Consider the following 18650-nt stretch of genomic DNA (forward strand, 5'->3'; position numbering starts at 1 on the left):
TCGGTTCGATGCGCTCGCTGAAGGCGCGCCGGTTGGCGACGCCCGTCAGGCTGTCGGTCAGGGTCAGGGCGCGCAGGGCGTCGGCCTGGCGCTTCACCGTCAGCTGGGTGCGCACGCGGGCGCGCACGACGGCGGCGTTCACGGGTTTACCGATGAAGTCGGCGGCACCGGCTTCGAGCGCCCGGGTTTCGTCCTCGGGCCGCCTCAAGGCGGTCACGAAGATGACCGGCAGGTCCGAGGTGTCGGGATTCTCGCGCAGCGCGCGCAGCACGGCGTAGCCGTCCATGCCGGGCATGGCGGCGTCGAGCAGGACGAGGTCGGGCCGGGCCGTGGCGGCCAGCTCGAGCGCGCGCGGGCCGTCGAGCGCGAACAGCACCTCGTGCTCGTCCTGCAGCGCGCCGTGCAGGATCTGGACGTTCTCCATCGCGTCGTCGACGACCAGGATGCGTCCACTCTGTGCGAGGTCGGTCCAGCTCATGCTTCTCCCTTTGGCTCCAGTATAGCCCGCACCAGCGCGGCCGCGCGCTCGAAACGCAGGCTGCCGACCGCGTCCGCCAGTTCGGTGGCATCGCCGGCATCGAGCCTTGCCGCCAGCGGCGCGCGCAGGGCTTCCCAGGCCGCGACCGCTTTCATGTTGTTATTCTGGAGTAGTTCGCAGAGTTGCGCCAACGCGTCCTGCGTCGCCTCGGCGCGGCCGGCGGGCGCCGCCGACTGCGCGGGCGCCAGCGTGCGCGCCACATCCGCCATCGTCGCCAGCGCGGCCTCCAGCGCCGCCAGGTGGGCATCGAGGGCGGCACCGTCCGTGTGCGGCAGGGCCAGCTCCAGGGCCAGCGCCACCGCTGCCACATCGACCGCGCCGAGGTTGGCGGCCACGCCGCGCAGGCGGTGCAGGTCTTGCGCGGCCTCGCCACGCTCGCCCCGGTCCAGGCGCGCGCGCAGGGCGGCGGCCGTGCCTTCCTGGCCAGCGGCGAAGCGCTGGAACACGGCGGTGAAACGGGCCAGGTCGCCGCCGAAGCGCGGCAGGGCCTCGGCCAGGGCGATGCCGGGCACGACATCGTCGCGCGCCGCAGGGAGCTGCGCGGACGGCAGGCTTGCGGCCTGCGCCGCGCGCCCGGACACGCGTGCCAGCGTCGCAACCAGGTCGTCGACATCGACCGGCTTGGCCAGGTGCGCGTCCATGCCGGCGGCCAGCGCGGCGCGCCGGTCCTCGTCCATGGCGTTGGCCGTCATCGCCACCACGGGCAGCGTCAAGCCGCGGGCGCGGATCGCGGCGGTGGCGTCGAAACCGTTCATGACCGGCATCTGCAAGTCCATCAGCACGACATCGAAGTCCGCGCCGCGCTCGCCCAGCAGTTCCAGCGCGGCGCGCCCGTCGCCTGCAAAGCTCGGCTGGGCGCCCGCGTGCAGCAGGATGTGGCGCGCCACTTCCTGGGTGACGGGGTTGTCTTCGGCCACCAGCACGCGCAGGCCGGCCAGGCGCGCCGCCGCCAGGGCGGGGCCGGCAGCGCTTGGGCGGGCGCGGCGCCGGCCAGTTCGGAAAGCAGGGCGTGCAGCGCCGACGGCGTGAAGGGCTTGGCGAGGGTGCCGGCTACTTCCAGCCCTGCCACCGACGCGACATGGCGCGCACATTGCGGCTCGGCGGCGACGAGCACGACCGGTGGCAGCCCGGCCGCGCTTGCCAGCTGCGTGCAGGACGCCGAGGCAGGGGCGGCGAACACCAGGTCGAAGCCCGTCGTCTCGCGCACCAGTGACAGCGCTTCGTCCACGCTGGCGGCGCAGGCCGTCTCCCCAGCCGTAGCCTTGCAATGCCGCGCACAGGGCGGCGGCGGCGCTGTCGTTGGCCTCGATCACCAGGGCGCGGCGCGGCGCGGCTGGCGCCAGCCGGCCCTCGATCTCCGCAGCGGCCAGGCCGAACGCGAGCTCGAAATGGAAGGTCGACCCCGCGCCGGGACGGCTGTCGACGGCGAGCGTGCCGCCCATCAGGCCGACCAGGCGGCGCGCGATCGACAGCCCCAGGCCGGCACCGCCGTACTTGCGGCGGGTCGAACTGTCGCCCGGGTAAAGGCTTCGAAGAGGCGCGCCTGTTCGCCCGCGGCGATGCCGATGCCGGTGTCGCGCACGGCAAAGCGCAGGCGTACTTCAGTTGCCGAGCGCGCCGCGACCTCTACTGCCAGCACGACTTCGCCCTGCTGCGTGAACTTGACGGCATTGCCGACCAGGTTCAGCAGGATCTGCTCGAGGCGGCCCGGGTCGCCGCGCAGCGTGGCGGGCACGCCCGGCGCGACGGCGAAGACCGGCTCGACGCCCTTGTTCCAGCGCCGGGTGCGCTGAGAATCGCAATGCTCTGCAGCGTGGCGTCGAGACGGAAGGGCACTTGTTCCAGTCCGATCCGGCCGGACTCGATACGCGAATAATCGAGCAGGTCGTTGAGCAGGCCCAGCAGGGATTTGGAAGCGGCCGCGATATGGGCGACGTGGCCGCGCTCGCGGGGAGCGAGCGGCGCTTCCTGCAGCAGGCGCGCCAGGCCGACGATGGCATTCATCGGCGTGCGGATCTCGTGGCTCATGTTGGCGAGGAATTCGCTTTTCGCCCGGCTGGCGGTCTCGGCTTCGCGCAGGGCCTGCACCAGGCGGTCCTCGGTACGCTTCAGGTCGGTGATGTCCAGGTGCAGCTTGTAGGAACCGCGCACGCGCCCGTCCTTGTCGATGTCGGGCAAATAGTTGCCCCAGATGTGGACCGGTTCGCCCGCGGCGTTGCGCAATTCGCACTCGAAACGCTGGGGCTCGCCCGCCATCACGCCGCTGGCATAGGGTGCGAAGGGCAGGCGTACGCGCTCGGGCACGAGCTCGTCGGAGGATCGGCCAAGCGCCTCCTCCTCGCTATGGCCCATCCACTCGAGCAGGGGCCGGTTGGCAAAGCGCAGGCGCTCGTCGGCGTCCCAGTAGCTGACCGGGGCCGGCAGGTTGTCGGTGACGGTGCGAATGAAACGTTCGCGCCGGCGCAACCGGGCACTCGTGGCGCGCAGGGCGGCGTCGGCAGCCACGCGGGCGCTGATGTCGCGCATCGTCACCTGCATCATGCCGGGCCCGCCGATGTTCAGGCTGGAGAGCTTGACGTCGGCGTGGAAGGGGCTGCCGTCGGCGCGCTGGTGCACCCACTCGAACTGGACACCGCCTTCGTCCAGGGCGCGGCGCATGTACTGGGCCGCCAGTTCCGCCGTGGGGGTGCCGCAGGGCTGGAACGGGGGCGAGGCGCTGGCGGGCGAGAGCATCAGCAAGTCCTCGACGCGCGCATAGCCGAACAGCGCGGCCGCTGCCGGGTTGGCGCTGACGAAGTTGGCCTTGTAGGCCAGCAGTGCCTGGGCATCGCGCGAGGCCTCGAACAGTACGCGGAACATCTCCTGGTTGTCGCGGTTCTGCTGCTCGAGGAGCTTGCGCTCGGTAATGTCGATCACGACCGCGTTGATGCCGACCAGCTCGTTCCCGGGGCCGAACACGGGATAGTAGCTCGACAGCCAGTGGCGCATCACGCCCGGGCGCGCCGGCACGTCGCCGGACGCTTCCAGGTCGAGCAGGGGCCGGCCCGTCTCGAGCACCTGCCGGTAGGGCGCCTCGAAGGCGGTGCCGGGCTCGCCCAGCAGTTCGGGCAGGGTGCGGCCGATGTGGCTGCGCGCCGGCACCGCGTTGATCGCCGCCAGGTAGTCGTTGATCATCACGAAGCGCAGCGCCCGGTCGACGAAACAGAGGCCCACCGGCGCCGTTGCATAAACGGTTTCCACGCGCGCATTGAGTTGCTCGAGCTCGGCGGTGCGGGCATCGACCAGCGACTCGAGGCGGCCGCGGTAACCCACCAGCTCGGCTTCGACCTGGCGCAGGGCGTCGCCGACGACGGCTGCCTCGCGGATGGCCGCGGGCGGCAGGACGGGGCCCTCGCCGCGCCCGAGCGCGACGGCCGGTGCGCCGAGCGCGCCCACCGCGCGTGCGATGGCCCCGCCGATGTGCCAGGCCAGCACCAGGCCAAGGGCCAGCAGGGCGCTAGACGCGGCGATCGTCGCCGGCAGCGTGTTGCCAAGCAGCGTGCGGGCCGCATCGTCGGGGTAGCCCGGGGCCACCGTCCAGCCGTGCCGCTGCGATTGCGACCAGGCCGTGTGCCATGGCGCCCCGTTGTCGCCGCCAGGACGGAGCAGGGCGCCCTCGGCCGCGCCGGGAATCGCGGCGGCCAGCCCGGCGTTCATGCCTGCGCCGACCTCGAATAGTCCGTCGTTGCGGGCGACCATGCGCCCCTGCGGTCGAATACCTCGGCACTCCAGCCCGGCGGCAGCTGTTGCGCCGCCAGCAAGTCGGCCACGCGCCTGGGCCGCTGCTGGACCGACAGCACGTAGGCCACCTTGCCGCCTTGCCATACCGGCACGTCGCTCGATACCACCCCAGGCTGATCGGGACTGCTGCGATACAGGCTGGACGTGCGGCCGTCGCCGTGGCGCAGCACCGCCGCCACCTCTTCGGCATTGCCGGGCGCCGGCACCGCGCTGCCGTAGGGATAGCGCGTGTGCAGCAGGGTTGCACCGTCCCTGCCGCTGAGGACGAAGGCATGGCCGGTGAATTCCGGCCGCAGCAGCTGGCGTGCGTGTTCATGGAAGCGATCGAGCGAATCCGGCGCCGGGGTCGGCCAGGCGGCGGCGACGCGTGCGGCCGATTCGGCACTGTCGAGTTCCCGGTCGAGGGCGGCCACCGGGGCGCGCGTGACGGTGGCGGCATCGCGTGCCACGTGTTCCTGTTCGCGCTGCCCGGCGTCGCGCACGAGGGCGATCGCCCCCAGCATGATCGGCAACATGCTGGCCAGGACAAGGGTGATCAGCTTCGAACGGATCGAAGGCAGGGCAGGGCGGCGGAAGGAAAACAAAGAGGATCCAGACAGGATGGACGACCGAAAGGGGGCGGGCGGCCGGCGTCCATGGTAATGGACGCGGCCGCCCACGGGAAAGCGGCCGGGCCGCGCCGGGCCGCTTTCCTTCCTATCTGTAGACCCTCAGCAACAGGTCATGACGGATGGTCAAGCCGGTTTGGCAAGGTATTTGGCCAGTTCCAGTTTGGCGATGGCATTGCGGTGCACCTCGTCCGGGCCGTCGGCCAGGCGCAGGGTGCGGTTGCCGGCCCACTGGTAAGCCAGCGGGAAGTCGTCCGAGACGCCGGCGGCGCCGTGGGCCTGGATCGCCCAGTCCAGCACCTGCTGGGCCACCGTCGGCGCCAGCACCTTGATCATCGCGATCTCGGCCTGCGCGCCCTTGTTGCCGACCGTGTCCATCATGTAGGCCGTTTTCAGGGTCAGCAGGCGCGCCGCGTCGATGCGGATGCGCGACTCGGCGATGCGCTCGCGCCAGACGCCCTGTTCGGAGACCTTGCGTCCGAAGGCGACGCGGGCCTCCAGCCGCTTGCACATCAATTCGAGGGCGCGCTCGGCCACGCCGATGGCGCGCATGCAGTGGTGGATGCGGCCAGGTCCCAGGCGGCCCTGGGCGATCTCGAAGCCGCGTCCTTCGCCGAGCAGGATGTTCGAGGCCGGCACACGCACGTTCTCGAACAGGATTTCGCAGTGGCCGTGCGGCGCGTCGTCGTAGCCGAACACGGGCAGCGGACGCTTGATGGTGATGCCCGGCGTGTCGCTTGGCACGAGGATCATCGACTGCTGCTGGTGGCGCGCCGCGTTCGGATCGGTCTTGCCCATGACGATGAAGATCCGGCAGCGCGGATCGCCCGCGCCCGAGATCCACCACTTGTGGCCATTGATGACGTATTCATCGCCGTCCTTTTCGATGCGGGTGGCGATATTGGTCGCGTCCGACGAGGCGACGTCAGGCTCGGTCATGGCAAAGGCCGAGCGCATCTCGCCGCGCAGCAGGGGTTCGAGCCACTGCTGCTTGTGTTCTTCCAGGCCGTAGCGTTCCAGGGTCTCCATGTTGCCGGTGTCCGGTGCCGAGCAGTTGAACACCTCCGGCGCCCAGCCGACGCGGCCCATGATTTCGCACAGGGGGGCGTAGTCCAGGTTGGACAGGCCTTCGGGCGCCCGCCGGGACTTCGGCAGGAACAGGTTCCACAGGCCCTGTTCACGCGCGATCGGTTTCAGGCGCTCGATGATCTGCGTCGGTACCCAGCGGTTGCCGGCCGCGCCATTGCGGTCGACTTCTTCCTTGTAGGCCTTTTCGTTCGGATAGATGTGCTCGTCCATGAAGGCGAGCAGTGTGCTGCGGAGTTCCTTGCAGCGGTCGGAGTAGTCGAAATCCATGCTGTCCTCTTATTGGTTGGCGAACTTCCAGGCCATCTCGGCCATGGGACGCGCGGCCTTGCCGTTTTCCAGGGCCTGGGCGCTGGCGGCGGTGCCGTCGACATAGCGCTTCATGATGCCCTGCATGATGCCGGCGAGGCGGAACATGTTGTAGGCCAGGTAGAAATTGAAATCTTCCGGGCGGATCGTCTTGCCGGTGCGTGCGCAGTAACGGGCGATATAGTCCTGCTGCTCGGGAATGCCGAGTGCTTGCAGGTCGAGCCCGCCGATGCCGCGGAACTTGCCTGGCGGGATGTGCCAGCTCATGCAATGGTAAGAGAAGTCGGCCAGCGGATGGCCCAGGGTGGAGAGCTCCCAGTCGAGCACGGCCAGGATGCGCGGTTCGCTCGGATGGAAGATGATGTTGTCCAGCCGGAAGTCGCCATGCACGATGGACGTATCTTCGCCCGGCGGGATGTTTTTCGGCAGCCATTCGATGAGCTGGTCCATTGCCGGGATCGGCTCGGTGATCGAGGCCTGGTACTGCTTCGTCCAACGCTCGATCTGGCGCGCAAAGTAATTGCCGGGCTTGCCGTAGTCGGCCAGACCAATGGCGGCATAGTCCGTCGTGTGCAGCAGCGCGATCACGCGGTTCATCTCGTCATAGATGGCGCCGCGCTCGGCTGGCGTCATGCCCGGCAGGGACTGGTCCCACAGCACCCGGCCTTCGACGAAATCCATCAGGAAGAAAGCGCGGCCGATCACCGATTCGTCGGTGCAGAGCGCAATCTGGCGCGGCACCGGGAAGCCGGCGCCATGCAGCGCGTTCATGACGCGGTATTCGCGGTCGATCGCGTGCGCGGAGGGCAGCAGTTTTGCCGCCGGGCCGGGCTTGGTGCGCAGCACGTACTGGCGCTCGCCCTTCTTCAGCTTGAAAGTGGGGTTGGACTGGCCACCCTTGAACTGCTCGACCTGCAGCGGGCCGCGGCCGATGTCCGGCACATTCGCGTTCAGCCAGGCGTCGAGTGCGTCGACGTCGAATTTCTGGCGCTCGGACACCGGCTTGGTGCCCATCATTTCTTCATACACTGGCGTCTCCTCCTCGTGTGTTGGTCGAATGATTGTAGCCGATGAAACGAACGACCGTACTATTAAATTGGCAGCCAAAACGGCTGGGGTCAGGTCTGACAAATGGACACGGACTCAGCCTTTGTGACCAAAACGGCTGGGGTCAGGTCTGACAAATGGACACGGACTCAGCCTTTGTAAGCTTCCACAGTGGCGAACGGCTGGGCTCGTGTCCGAATGTCAGACCTGACCCCCGCCTTTCAGCGGGTCTGACAAATGGACACGGACTCAGTCTTTGTAAGCTTCCACAGTGGCGAACGGCTGGGCTCGTGTCCGAATGTCAGACCTGACCCCAGCCTTTCAGCGCGAGCGGCGATATTGCGCGAACAGCTCTTCCATGGTCGTACTGCGCACGCCCGGCTGCAGCGGAGCGGGGGGCACGTGGTTGACGAAGCGCACCACCCAGTCGGCCGGCTCCTGCCCGACGTCGAGTGCGTTGATGCAGCCCGCGGACTGGGCCAGGCCGCCGAGGAAGGTGCGTTGCCCCGTCAGCGCCAGCGACAGGATGGCGCAGTTGACGCCGCCGTGCAGCACCAGCAGCACCGTGTCCCAGTCAGGGTCGGCGCGCAGGCGGGCGATTTCCGGGTGGACGCGGTCCATCAGTTCGCCGACGGATTCGCCCGCCGGAAGCGCTGGTCCGGGGCGACGACACCCTCGAAGGCGCCGGTGAAGGCGCGTTTCAGTTCGTCGGTCGGGATGGCGGAGAGGCGGCCTCCCTTGATTTCATGGAGCGCTGGCCAGGTGTCGACGGCGATCTGCTGCCCGGTCGCGGCCAGCACCCGGGCCGCCGTCTCCACGGTACGGGGCAAGCCGGAGACGATCACGCGGTCGAAGCGCACGCCGGCGGCGGCGAAGGCGGCCCCGGCGGCATCGGCCTGGGCGCGGCCGTCGGCGTTCAGGGGCACCTGTTCGGGCAGCTGCGGCTTGCCGGCGGCGTCGAAGTAGGTCACGCTGCCGTGGCGCATCAGGTAGATGCGGCGGCGCGCCGGTGTTTGATCATGCATGGGGTCCTTGCTTGGAAGCCTCGGGTTTCTTATTTATCTTACACGGAAGCCATTGCTGAGCGCGGCCAATCAGCCACATTCGGCGCCAACTTCGGGCCAACAAGTAATGCCGTTGGTCAATATTTGGACTATCTGCCTTAGAATGGATCGCATTTTCACGTCGATTGGCAAGGGGAAGCATGGCAAGGCCAGAAAAAGTCCGGCTCGGGGAAGTGCTGATGCAACAGAAGCTGCTCTCGGAAGAGCAGCTGAACCAGGCGCTCGCCGAGCAAAAGCGCAGCGGGCGCAAGCTCGGGCGGGTGTTCGTCGAGAACGGTTTCGTCACCGAAGACCAGATCTCGGGCGCGCTCGCACGCCAGCTGAACATCCCCTACATCAACCTCAAGTTCTACAACATCAGCGACGCACTCGTGCGCATGCTGCCGGAAACGGCCGCGCGGCGCTTTCGCGCGCTGGTGCTGGAAGACCGCCGCGAGACCCTGCTCGTGGGCGTGTCCGATCCGACCGACCTGTTCGCCTACGACGAGATCGCGCGCCTGCTGAAGAAGACCGTCGAGCTGGCCGTGGTCAACGAGACCGAGGTGCTGCACACGATCGACCGCATCTACCGCCGCACCGGCGACATCACCGACTTCGCCAAGGAAGTGGAAGCCGACATCGGCGACGCTTTCGTCGACTTCGGCGCCATGACGGCCAATCCGGGCCTGGAAGAAGCGCCGGTGGTGAAGCTGTTGCAGTCGGTGTTCGACGACGCCGCCCAGGTGCGCGCGTCCGACATCCACATCGAGCCGCAAGAAGGGCGCCTGCAGATCCGCTTCCGTATCGACGGCGTGCTGCACCTGCAGACCGAAGCCGATATCAAGGTCGCCACGCCCCTGGCCCTGCGCCTGAAGCTGATGGCCGACCTGGATATCTCGGAAAAGCGTTTGCCGCAGGATGGCCGCTTCGCCGTCAAGGTGAAGAACCAGCGCATCGACGTGCGTATCTCGACCATGCCGACGGCCTATGGCGAATCGGTCGTCATGCGACTCCTGAACCAGGGCAATACGACGCTGCGCCTGGAAGCGATCGGCATGCCGCACCGGCTGCTGGAACGCTTCCGCGCCATGGTGCAGCGTCCGAACGGCCTGGTGCTGGTGACCGGCCCCACGGGTAGTGGCAAGACCACCACCCTGTACAGCGCCCTGGCCGAGCTCAATTCGGTGGAAAAGAAGCTGATCACGGTCGAAGACCCGGTCGAATACCGCCTGAAGGGCATCAACCAGGTGCAGGTGAACGACAAGATCGAGCTGTCCTTTGCCCGCGTGCTGCGTTCAGCCCTGCGCCAGGATCCGGACATCGTGCTGGTCGGCGAGATGCGCGACCAGGAAACCGCCCAGATCGGCCTGCGCGCCGCGATGACGGGTCACCTGGTGCTCTCCACCCTGCACACGAACGACGCGGCGTCGACGCCGCTGCGCCTGATGGACATGGGCGTGCCGCGCTACATGGTCGGCGGCTCGCTCCAGGCCGTGCTGGCCCAGCGCCTGGTGCGCGTGATCTGCGAAAGCTGCAGCACGCCGCACGCGGCGACGCCGGCCGAACAGACCTGGCTGCGAGCCGAACTGGGCGACCTGGTCGGCCAGCAGCAGTTCTTCATTGGCAAGGGCTGCTCTCATTGCAACGGTACCGGCTACCGCGGGCGTACCGGTGTCTACGAATTGCTGGAAATGACGCGCGCCGTGACGGATGCGGCGAACCACCCGGACCCGGCCCACTTCCTGAAGGTGGCCCACGCCGAGATGAAGGGCGAAACGCTGCGCCGCCACGGCGTTGCACTGGCCGTGCAGGGCCGCACGACGATCTCCGAAGCGATGCGCATCAGTAACCAGGTCGAGGAATAATGCCCTTCTTTGCCTACAAGGGCCGCAATTCGCGCGGCGAACTGATGCACGGTGTGCTCGAGGGGCTTGACGCCGGCGCGATTGCCGACCAGCTGTTCGGCACGGGCGTGACGCCTGTCGAAATCGTCGCCACCCGGCGCGGCCCGGCCGACGTGGCCGCCGGCGGCGGCATGCAGGCCACCGGGATCGCCTGCGCGAGAAGAAAGTCACGTCGATGGACGTGCAGCTCTTCAGCCGCCAGATGCACACCCTGTTGAAGTCGGGCGTGCCGATCATGCGCGGCCTGAACGGCCTGCAGGAATCGAGCACCAGCCCGGCTTTTGCGCGCGTGATCAAGGACTTGCGCGAGTCGCTCGATTCGGGCCGCGAACTGTCGGCCGCGATGCGCCGCCACAACGACATCTTCTCGAATTTCTACCTGTCGATGATACGGGTGGGCGAAATGACGGGCCGGCTGGAAGAAGTGTTCCTGCGCCTGTTCGACCACCTGGAATTCGACCGCGACATGCGCGACCGCGTGAAGGCGGCGCTGCGCTACCCCAGTTTCGTGATGATCGCCATGGTCGTCGCCATGCTGGTGGTGAACATGTTCGTGATCCCGCAGTTCGCCAAGGTGTTCGACAGCTTCCACGCGACGCTGCCCCTGATGACACGCATCCTGATGGCGACCTCGCGCTTCACGGTCGACTACTGGGGGCTGCTGGCGGGCCTCGGCATCGGCGCCTGGCTGGGCTTTCGCTCCTGGGTGAACACGCCGAAAGGGCGCTATGCCTGGGACCAGCGCAAGCTGCGTTTCCCGATCGCCGGCAAGATCATGCTGAAAGCGACCATGGCCCGTTTCGCGCGCAGCTTCGCGCTGTCGATGCGCAGCGGCGTGCCGGTGGTGCAGGTGCTGACGGTGGTGTCGCAGACGGCCGACAATGCCTACCTGTCCGCCCGCATCGAACAGATGCGCGACGGCGTCGAACGCGGCGAAAGCATCCTGCGTACCTCGACCGCGGCGAACGTGTTCACTCCGATCGTGCTGCAGATGATTGCCGTGGGCGAGGAAACCGGCTCGCTCGACGACCTGATGGACGAGATCGCCCTGATGTACGAGCGCGAGGTCGACTACGAACTGAAAACCCTGTCGAGCCAGATCGAGCCGATCCTGATTACCTTCCTCGGCGTGATGGTGCTGGTGATGGCGCTCGGCATTTTCCTGCCGATCTGGGACCTGGGCCAGGCGGCCCTGCACCGTTGATGCGGACCCTGCGCAGCGACAAGCAGCGTGGCGCCAGCCTGTTCGAGCTGGCGCTGGGCGCCATCGCGGCCTCGCTGCTGGCTGGAGTGTTGTTGAACAGCATCATCACCTACATCGGCGAAAGCGAGCGCGTCGCAGTAAAACAACTCATCGGTTCGCTGCGCACGGCGCTGGCGGTGCGCTCCGCCCAAGTCATTTCGACAAGGGGCGAGGACGGTTTGATAGCACTTGCATATCAAAATCCGATGGATTGGCTCATGAAGCGCCCGCAAAACTACCTCGGCGAGTACTATGCACCCGAAAAGGATGAACTTCCGACAGGGAATTGGTACTTCGACAAGGTGGATCACACCCTTGTCTATCTGCCTAGCGTGGCAAAATCTTTTTCTTGGGAAACATCAAAATTTCTCATGTTCAAGGTAAAATTCATTCGCGTGCCCAGTCCGGTCGATAGCAGTGGACGGAACAAGGTCACCACCGGCCTGGTACTCGATCAGATCCCTGATCAGACAGCCACAACACCTAACCAAGCGGCATCTGATCCGCACTTATCCCTCTCGGAGAACAATCAATGAACAAGAGCATCAAAGCGTCGCAAGGCGGTTTCACCCTGATCGAACTGATCGTCGTCATCGTCATCCTGGGCATCCTGGCCGCGACCGCGCTGCCGAAGTTCACCAACCTGAGCGGTGAAGCCCGCCTGGCCAGCATCAACGCCGCCCGCGGCTCCCTGCTGTCGACCTCGGCCATGATTCACGGCAAAGTGCTGGTCAGCCCGACCGCGATGACCGGTGGCAACGTGACCGTCGAAGGCGTCGTAGTTCCGATGGACACCACCGGTTCGCAATACCCGACCGCATCGGCCAAGCTGGCTGAAGCGGCCGGCCTGGGCGCTGCCGACTACACGATCTATACCAAGGATTCGCCTGCCGGCACCGGCGTTCCAAGCATCTCGGGCGCCAACCAGTTCGCCCTGGTCCCGAACAGCCTGGTGGGCACCACTGCCGCCACCACCTGCTACGTGCTGTACACCGCTGCCCTGGGTGCCAACACCGCACCGACCGCGACCCTGGTCGGCACCGGCACTACCGCAGCAACCGCTGCTTCGTGCCAGTAATTAGTACCTGAGCTAGCGTGGCCGGCCTGCAACTTCGACCCTTCCGTCGCGTTCCCGGCCACCTGGCTCGCCTCCACCATGGCTTCACCATGGTGGAACTCATCGTCGTCCTCATCCTCGTCGGTATTGTCGGCGCCATTGCCGCCAACCGCTTCTTCGAACGCTCCTCCTACGACACCGCCGCCTGGACTGAACAGGTGCGCGCCGTTCTGCGCTACGGCCAGAAGGTGGCGATCGCCCGCAACCGCCAGGTCCATGTCTTCCTTACCGCCGATCGCATCGCCCTGTGCCAGACCGACGTCAGCGGAGCCGGCGGGACCTGCGATGCCGCCGACCGGGTGCTCGCGCCCGGCGGCGGCAACAGCGACAGCACGGCGACCCGCACGGCCTGCGCCTCGACCACATGGATGTGCGAAGGACGCCCGGCGGGCGTTACCATGACGGTGCCGGTCGCCAGCTTCCGCTTCGACGCCCTCGGTCGTGCCATCGGCATCGGCAACACGCGCGCCGCCATCACCATCACCGGCAATGGCACGACAAACGAGATCGGCATCGAACCGGAGACCGGCTATGTCAACTGAATCGACTGTGCGCGCCGCGGCCCCTGGCCCCTGGCGACAGGCCGGCGTCACCATGGTCGAGCTGATCATGTTCATGGTCATCATCGGCATCGCGCTGGCTGGCATCATCCGCGTCATTACCATGACCACCGCCAACAGCGCCGACCCGCTGGTGCGCAAGCAGGCCCTGATGATTGCCGAAGGCCTGCTCGAGGAAGTGCGCCTGGCCCAGTTCACCTATTGCGATCCGACCTCGGCCCAGGCCGATACGGCAACGAGCGCGGCCGATTGCACCGCGGGCAAGGAGCTGTGGGGCAGGGAAGCGGGCACCTCCGCCGTGCGCCCGTATGACAACGTCAACGACTACGTCACCGAGCCGAATACCCCACAAGCCTCATTCAACTTCAACAATGTGCTGACCGACGCCGCCGGCCGTGCGATCGACGTGCGCGGCTATTCGGCCACGGTCAGCATCATCCCCGCCGCCATCGGTGCCGGCGGCATTGCCGCCGCCAACGCGGCCGGTGCCGCCGACGCCGACGCGCTGCGCATCCGCATCACCGTCAGCGGGCCCAGCGGCGACCCCGTCGTCCTCGACGGCTACCGTGCGCGCTACGCGCCGAATTTCCGATGAGCGCGCGCACCATTCGCCGCGCACAGCACGGCTTCACCCTGGTCGAGGCGGTGCTCGTCATCGCCATCATCGGCATCCTCGGCGCCATCGTCGCCGTCTTCCTGCGCGCCCCGATCCAGGGCTATGTGGATTCCGTAGCGCGCGCCGAAACCACCGACGACGCCGACCTGGCGCTGCGCCGCATGGCGCGCGACATTCGCCTGGCCCTGCCCAACAGCGTGCGCGTGAACGCGAACGGCGATGCCATCGAATTCTTGATGACGAGCACCGGCGGGCGCTATCTGGCCGCCGACGAAGGGGCTGCGGGCACCAATCCGCTCGACTTCGAGAACAGCGCCAACCGTGCCTTCGACGTCGTCGGCTGGGTCAGGGCCGATATCAATGTGGGCGACCTGGTCGTCGTCTACAACCTGGGGCCCGGCATCGAGCCGGTCGATGCCTATCAGATCAACGCGGCGGGCGCTTTTCGCAACGCCGCACGCGTCGCCGCTCGTGTCACCAAAAACAGCGACATCGATACCGCGACACGCACTATCCTGCTGGCGGATAACCCATTCGCGCAGCAAAGCGAACCCATGCCTTCGCCCAGCCGGCGCTTCCAGGTCGTCAGCGGTGCGGTGTCCTACCGCTGCGAGGGAACGCCCGGCAACTTCGTGCTGCGGCGCTACGAGGGCTATACGATCACGCCTGCCATGTCCGCGGCGGCGCCAACTGGTGGCCGCGTGGCGACCATGGCCACGCGCGTTTCCACCTGCGCCAACCTGTTCCGCTACGATAACGCCCTCGACAACGCCGACAACCTGCAGGTGCGCGCCAGCGCGCTCGTCATCCTGACGCTGGCCCTGCGTACCCGTAACGGCACCGACCCGGCGGTGCGCCTCGTCCACCAGGTTCACGTCGACAATACGCCATGATCCAGCGCTTTCCATCCCTCATGCGGCGCCGCGCCCTTGGTTCCGGCCTGGTGACCGCCATCTTCCTGCTGGTGGTGCTGGCCGGCCTGGGCGTGGCCCTGGTGTCGGTGTTCACCACCCAGCAGCAAAGCTCGCTGCTGGACGAAAGCGGTGCGCGTGCCTACCAGGCCGCCCGTGCCGGCATCGAATGGGGTCTGTTTCGCAAGCGGATCAACGGCGCCTGCGTGCAGAAATTCTCGTTCAGGCCGCCAGCCGGCTCGGTGCTGAACAACTACACCGTCACCGTCGAGTGCAGGGACGTCGGGGCGGCGCCCTTGCTCCAGACGATCATCACCGCCACGGCCTGCCCGGCGACCTACGCCGAATGCCCGACCGAGCAGAACCCGCTGATCCAGCCCAACAACAGCGCCGACTACGTTCAGCGCGTGATCGAGGTGCAGCTGTGATGTCCATCCTGCGCTCCCTTTCCCGGCGCCTCGGCGCGCTGCTGGCGCTTGCGTTGCTGGCGCTGCTTGTCAGGCCGGCGCATGCCGACACGCCGATCGCCCTGTATGCCGCCTATGACGGCCGCATGAACTTCACCGGCACCCAGGTGAGCTGGCGCGCCTACGCCAACAGCACCCGGGATGCCACGGCCGCCTGCGTGGTCTATACGCCCACTTCCACGCTCACCGCCAACCTGACGATCCCACTCGGGGCGACTATCGTGGCCGCCCACCTGTACTGGGCCGGCTCGGGCACGGGCGACTACAACGTCACCCTGCAGGGCACAGCCGTGAGCGCCACTCGCCGCCACACCTCCACGACCGTCGGGGGAGGACTCAATTACTACGGCGCGGCCGCTGACGTCACCAGCATCGTCAAGGCCAAGGGCAGCGGCACTTACTCCTTTTCGGGCTTGTCGGTGTCCAACGGCGATCCGTGGTGCGGCTCGCAGGCGGTGCTGGGCGGTTTTTCGCTGCTGGTCGTGTATTCGCACCCGCTCGAGCCGGAACGCGTGCTGAACCTGTACGAAGGCTTCCGCTACGTCCAGAACAGCACCGTGAACGTGTCGGCATCGAACTTCCGCTGGGCCTCGCCGGCGATCGCGGTCAAGGAAAAGGCGCGCGTCGGCCACATCACCTGGGAAGGCGACACCACCCTGTCCGGAGGCGGCGAGCGTCTGCTGTTCGAAGGCACCGAGCTGACCGATTCGATGAACCCGGCCGGCAACCAGTTCAACTCGCGCAGCAACATCAACGGCGACAATAATTCCTACGGCGTGGACTTCGACGCCTACGACACGACCGTGACCATCTGGGCCGGCTACGACGCCGTGGTCGACACCTCTTACCAGACTGGGCAGGACCTGGTGCTGCTGGGCGCGGAGGTGCTGCTGGTGCCGACCTTGCCGGTATCGGACATGACGGTGGCACTGACCGGCCCGACGGAGCTGCAGGTGACGGTGCCGGCGAACTACAAGATCGTCCTGTCGAACAACGGGCCGTACACGGCGCCGGGACCGCTGACCGCCACCACCGTGTTGCCGGTCGGCGTCAGCTACACCAGCGCCAGCGGCACCAACTGGTCCTGCTCGGCCGGCGCGCAGACGAGCACCGGCCAGACCGTGATCTGCACCTATACAGGGGCGGTGGCGCCGGGAAGCAGTTCCTCTGAACTGACACTGACGACGGCCGTGACCTCCACGGGCGAAAAGACGACCAAGGTGACCGTCGGCGGTGCGGACGACGACAAGCCCGCCAACAACAGCGCCACGCACACGATTGTCGCCAAGGCGGCGCCGCCGCCCCCATCGACACCGGCCGCGGCGTATGTGTTCACGAAGGGCGTTTGTCCGATCGGGTCGGCGATCGGTGCGGCTACGGACAGTGGACCGTGCTCCATCTATGCCGGGCCGCGCATCGCGGGCGAAACACCGCTGACGTCCCAGCCGATCTACGTGACGGCCGTCGATACCGCCAACCGTGCCGTCGCGCAGAGCAAGACCGTTGCGACGCCGGTGACGATGAAATTTTCGCTGAGCTGCATCGAACCGGTCGCGAATGCCGGTGTACGAGCCAGCTATGCGGGCACCCTGTTACCGCGGTGCACATCCAATGGCCAAATGCCGGCGACGGGCAGCGCGACCGACTGGTCGTCCGACGTCCAGGTCAACTTCCCGATGAACGTGGCATCGGTTCCCTTCAGCTTCACCTATGACGATGTCGGTTCGGTGCAACTGAACCTGTTGCAAGGGACAAAAACGGCCTCGGCCAGCTTCGTCTCGCGTCCGTGGAAGCTGGGCTTCCGGAGCATTCGACGCGAGAGCGACGGCGTGGAAGACCCGGTCGACCATGCGCCAACCGATCCCGGCTTCGCCATGGCCGGCGAACCCTTGTCGGTCGAGATTGGTGTGCTGCTCTACGGTAAGACCGAGAAGGATGCGAACCCGTGGGCACCGAACTTCGGCAACGAAAAGCGCAACGCGGACACCACCTGCAAGCTCGCGCCGACGCTCGCGAGCGTCCAGCAGAACAAGCTCGACACCGCAACGACCTTCCAGCCCAGCGCCGGCGAGGTGCGCGAGAGCGATATCACTCAATGCGGCGGCGGGTCGGCGGTGATGAGCCAGGCCTGGACCGAAGTCGGCATCACGAATTTCATTGCCAAGCTGGACAATTATCTCGGTGTCGGCGATATCGGGCCTACGGCCGAGCGGACGGTCGGCCGCTTCTATCCAGCCTACTACACGACGAATCTGTTCGGTCCTTTCGCCTGTCCTCTCGACGACGGCAATACTTCGACGGAAAAGAAATGCCTGTTCGACTGGAACAGCGAGGCGCCGATGCCGGCAGTGTACGCGGGACAGGACTTCAGGGGCGAAGTCTATGCGCAGAACGTGGATGGCGACCCGGTCAAGAACTTCGTTGGCGACTGGTACAAGCCGGTGACCCTCACGGCCGTGGCGGCCTCGGGCGGCGCAGTACTGCCGAAGAACTTCGCGTCCGCGACCTCGTTCGCCCCGCTGAAGATGACTGACCCGAACACCAAGCTTGTTTCCTATGGCGAGATCGCCGGCACCTTGACCTATGCACTCGACAAGCCCTACACGGCCGGAGATGCGCGGACCACCATCTGGACCGCGCCGAGCCTGGTGTTCCTGCGCGCCAACTCCGACGAGGTACGCCTGACCGGAACGGGCACCAGTGCCAGGGTACAGATCAAGTCCATGCGTGCGCCTGAAGCGGTGAGCGAGGGCGGCATCAACGTCCTCAACGGCCGTACCAGAGTCGCGAACGCGCTCGGCACCGATATCCTGCCGACGCCGCTGGCGGTCCAGGTCGAATATTGGGACGGCAGCACCTGGCGTGCCCACCCCGGCTTCGTGGACCCGACCGGGAGCGCCATGAACAGCAACACCGCAAGCTTTATCGACTGCACCTATGGCCTGGCCAGCGCGGCGTCCAGGCCGAACAACTGCCTCGACGTGCTTGCAGGCGACGGCAAGCCGGTCGACCTCACGCAGGGTAAAGGCACCCTCTGGCTGAAGCGGACCGGCAAGCTGACAAGCGGCCGCAGCCGCGATGGCCAGGTCAGCGTGCAGTTCAAGCTGCGCAGCTGGCTGCCGAGCACCAACGGCCGCGTCACCTTCGGCCGCTACCGCAGCCCTGTGATCTACATGCGCGAAGTGTACTGAGTCAGCATTTGATGCCTCTAAGCATCACTTAATCCAGCAAATCCGGTATTTTTTGTTGCCGACAGGATTTATTCGTCCGTTTTTGCGTGAGCTTGAATATAATCAAGCGCTACGGTGCACATTCCTGTCACCCCACGGAAATCTCGATACGGTCCGCATGCATTTTTTCAGAAAAGCCAAGAAAAGAGAAGGGTGGCTCGCGATCGCGCTGCAGCGCGATGGTCTTTCCG

General features: G+C 66.6%; 17 protein-coding genes and 2 pseudogenes. 11 read left to right on the forward strand and 8 right to left on the reverse strand.

What is annotated here, in order from left to right; all coding sequences use genetic code 11:
* The first annotated feature begins 32 nt into the window (after positions 1-32).
* Positions 33-278 carry a hypothetical protein gene (locus G4G28_RS28220; RefSeq protein WP_308602238.1) on the forward strand — a complete coding sequence of 82 codons (246 nt, stop codon included), beginning with the start codon at positions 33-35 and terminating at the stop codon, positions 276-278.
* Here the strand turns inward: G4G28_RS28220 and G4G28_RS28225 are convergent.
* The 8 genes and pseudogenes from G4G28_RS28225 to G4G28_RS11000 all read right to left on the reverse strand — a co-directional run.
* Positions 173-478, reverse strand: a pseudogene (locus G4G28_RS28225) (response regulator); the annotation flags it as partial. The gene G4G28_RS28220 and the pseudogene G4G28_RS28225 sit on opposite strands and share 106 nt — an antisense overlap.
* Positions 475-1980 carry a response regulator gene (locus G4G28_RS10970; RefSeq protein ID WP_183108364.1) on the reverse strand — a complete coding sequence of 502 codons (1506 nt, stop codon included), beginning with the start codon at positions 1978-1980 and terminating at the stop codon, positions 475-477. The pseudogene G4G28_RS28225 and the gene G4G28_RS10970, both read right to left, overlap by 4 nt.
* Positions 1980-2273: an ATP-binding protein gene (locus tag G4G28_RS10975; protein ID WP_183108365.1), complete on the reverse strand. Its 294-nt coding sequence runs from the start codon at positions 2271-2273 to the stop codon at positions 1980-1982. The genes G4G28_RS10970 and G4G28_RS10975 overlap by 1 nt, the downstream gene beginning before the upstream one ends.
* Complete coding sequence (locus G4G28_RS10980) at positions 2222-4276, reverse strand: PAS domain-containing protein (protein ID WP_183108366.1); 2055 nt, start codon at positions 4274-4276, stop codon at positions 2222-2224. The genes G4G28_RS10975 and G4G28_RS10980 overlap by 52 nt, the downstream gene beginning before the upstream one ends.
* Positions 4231-4902, reverse strand: a complete 672-nt coding sequence (locus G4G28_RS10985; RefSeq protein WP_183108367.1) for a hypothetical protein — start codon at positions 4900-4902, stop codon at positions 4231-4233. Before G4G28_RS10985 ends, G4G28_RS10980 begins: the two co-directional genes overlap by 46 nt.
* 150 nt (positions 4903-5052) lie before the next feature.
* The gene (locus tag G4G28_RS10990; protein WP_182988292.1) at positions 5053-6282 is read right to left on the reverse strand and encodes an acyl-CoA dehydrogenase family protein; all 1230 of its coding nucleotides are present in this window, start codon (positions 6280-6282) and stop codon (positions 5053-5055) included.
* A gap of 9 nt (positions 6283-6291) precedes the next feature.
* Positions 6292-7335 (reverse strand): phosphotransferase, encoded by a 1044-nt coding sequence (locus G4G28_RS10995; RefSeq protein ID WP_182991795.1) that lies wholly within the window; start codon positions 7333-7335, stop codon positions 6292-6294.
* Between the two features lie 354 nt (positions 7336-7689).
* A pseudogene (locus G4G28_RS11000) lies at positions 7690-8393 on the reverse strand (histidine phosphatase family protein).
* A 179-nt stretch (positions 8394-8572) separates the two neighbouring features.
* Between G4G28_RS11000 and G4G28_RS11005 the strand changes: the two are divergent.
* The 10 genes from G4G28_RS11005 (at position 8573) to G4G28_RS11045 (ending at position 18420) form a co-directional block, all read left to right on the forward strand.
* Positions 8573-10276: a GspE/PulE family protein gene (locus G4G28_RS11005; RefSeq protein ID WP_182988293.1), complete on the forward strand. Its 1704-nt coding sequence runs from the start codon at positions 8573-8575 to the stop codon at positions 10274-10276.
* Positions 10276-10533, forward strand: a complete 258-nt coding sequence (locus G4G28_RS29065; RefSeq protein WP_229508023.1) for a hypothetical protein — start codon at positions 10276-10278, stop codon at positions 10531-10533. Before G4G28_RS11005 ends, G4G28_RS29065 begins: the two co-directional genes overlap by 1 nt.
* Complete coding sequence (locus G4G28_RS11010; protein WP_229508024.1) at positions 10491-11519, forward strand: type II secretion system F family protein; 1029 nt, start codon at positions 10491-10493, stop codon at positions 11517-11519. Before G4G28_RS29065 ends, G4G28_RS11010 begins: the two co-directional genes overlap by 43 nt.
* The gene (locus tag G4G28_RS11015) at positions 11516-12094 is read left to right on the forward strand and encodes a hypothetical protein (protein ID WP_182988295.1); all 579 of its coding nucleotides are present in this window, start codon (positions 11516-11518) and stop codon (positions 12092-12094) included. The genes G4G28_RS11010 and G4G28_RS11015 overlap by 4 nt, the downstream gene beginning before the upstream one ends.
* On the forward strand, positions 12091-12636 hold the full coding sequence (locus G4G28_RS27770; protein WP_182988296.1) for a type II secretion system protein: 546 nt from the start codon (positions 12091-12093) through the stop codon (positions 12634-12636). Before G4G28_RS11015 ends, G4G28_RS27770 begins: the two co-directional genes overlap by 4 nt.
* 89 nt (positions 12637-12725) lie before the next feature.
* Positions 12726-13217: a Tfp pilus assembly protein FimT/FimU gene (locus tag G4G28_RS11025; protein ID WP_182988297.1), complete on the forward strand. Its 492-nt coding sequence runs from the start codon at positions 12726-12728 to the stop codon at positions 13215-13217.
* The gene (locus G4G28_RS11030; protein ID WP_182988298.1) at positions 13207-13830 is read left to right on the forward strand and encodes a type II secretion system protein; all 624 of its coding nucleotides are present in this window, start codon (positions 13207-13209) and stop codon (positions 13828-13830) included. The genes G4G28_RS11025 and G4G28_RS11030 overlap by 11 nt, the downstream gene beginning before the upstream one ends.
* Complete coding sequence (locus G4G28_RS11035; RefSeq protein ID WP_182988299.1) at positions 13827-14744, forward strand: prepilin-type N-terminal cleavage/methylation domain-containing protein; 918 nt, start codon at positions 13827-13829, stop codon at positions 14742-14744. The genes G4G28_RS11030 and G4G28_RS11035 overlap by 4 nt, the downstream gene beginning before the upstream one ends.
* A 50-nt stretch (positions 14745-14794) precedes the next feature.
* On the forward strand, positions 14795-15190 hold the full coding sequence (locus tag G4G28_RS11040; RefSeq protein WP_229508025.1) for an agglutinin biogenesis protein MshP: 396 nt from the start codon (positions 14795-14797) through the stop codon (positions 15188-15190).
* On the forward strand, positions 15190-18420 hold the full coding sequence (locus tag G4G28_RS11045) for a DUF11 domain-containing protein (protein WP_183108368.1): 3231 nt from the start codon (positions 15190-15192) through the stop codon (positions 18418-18420). Before G4G28_RS11040 ends, G4G28_RS11045 begins: the two co-directional genes overlap by 1 nt.
* Positions 18421-18650 lie beyond the last annotated feature (230 nt).

Origin of the sequence: Massilia sp. Dwa41.01b (genome assembly GCF_014171775.1) — a bacterium.
Taxonomy (GTDB): domain Bacteria; phylum Pseudomonadota; class Gammaproteobacteria; order Burkholderiales; family Burkholderiaceae_D; genus Telluria.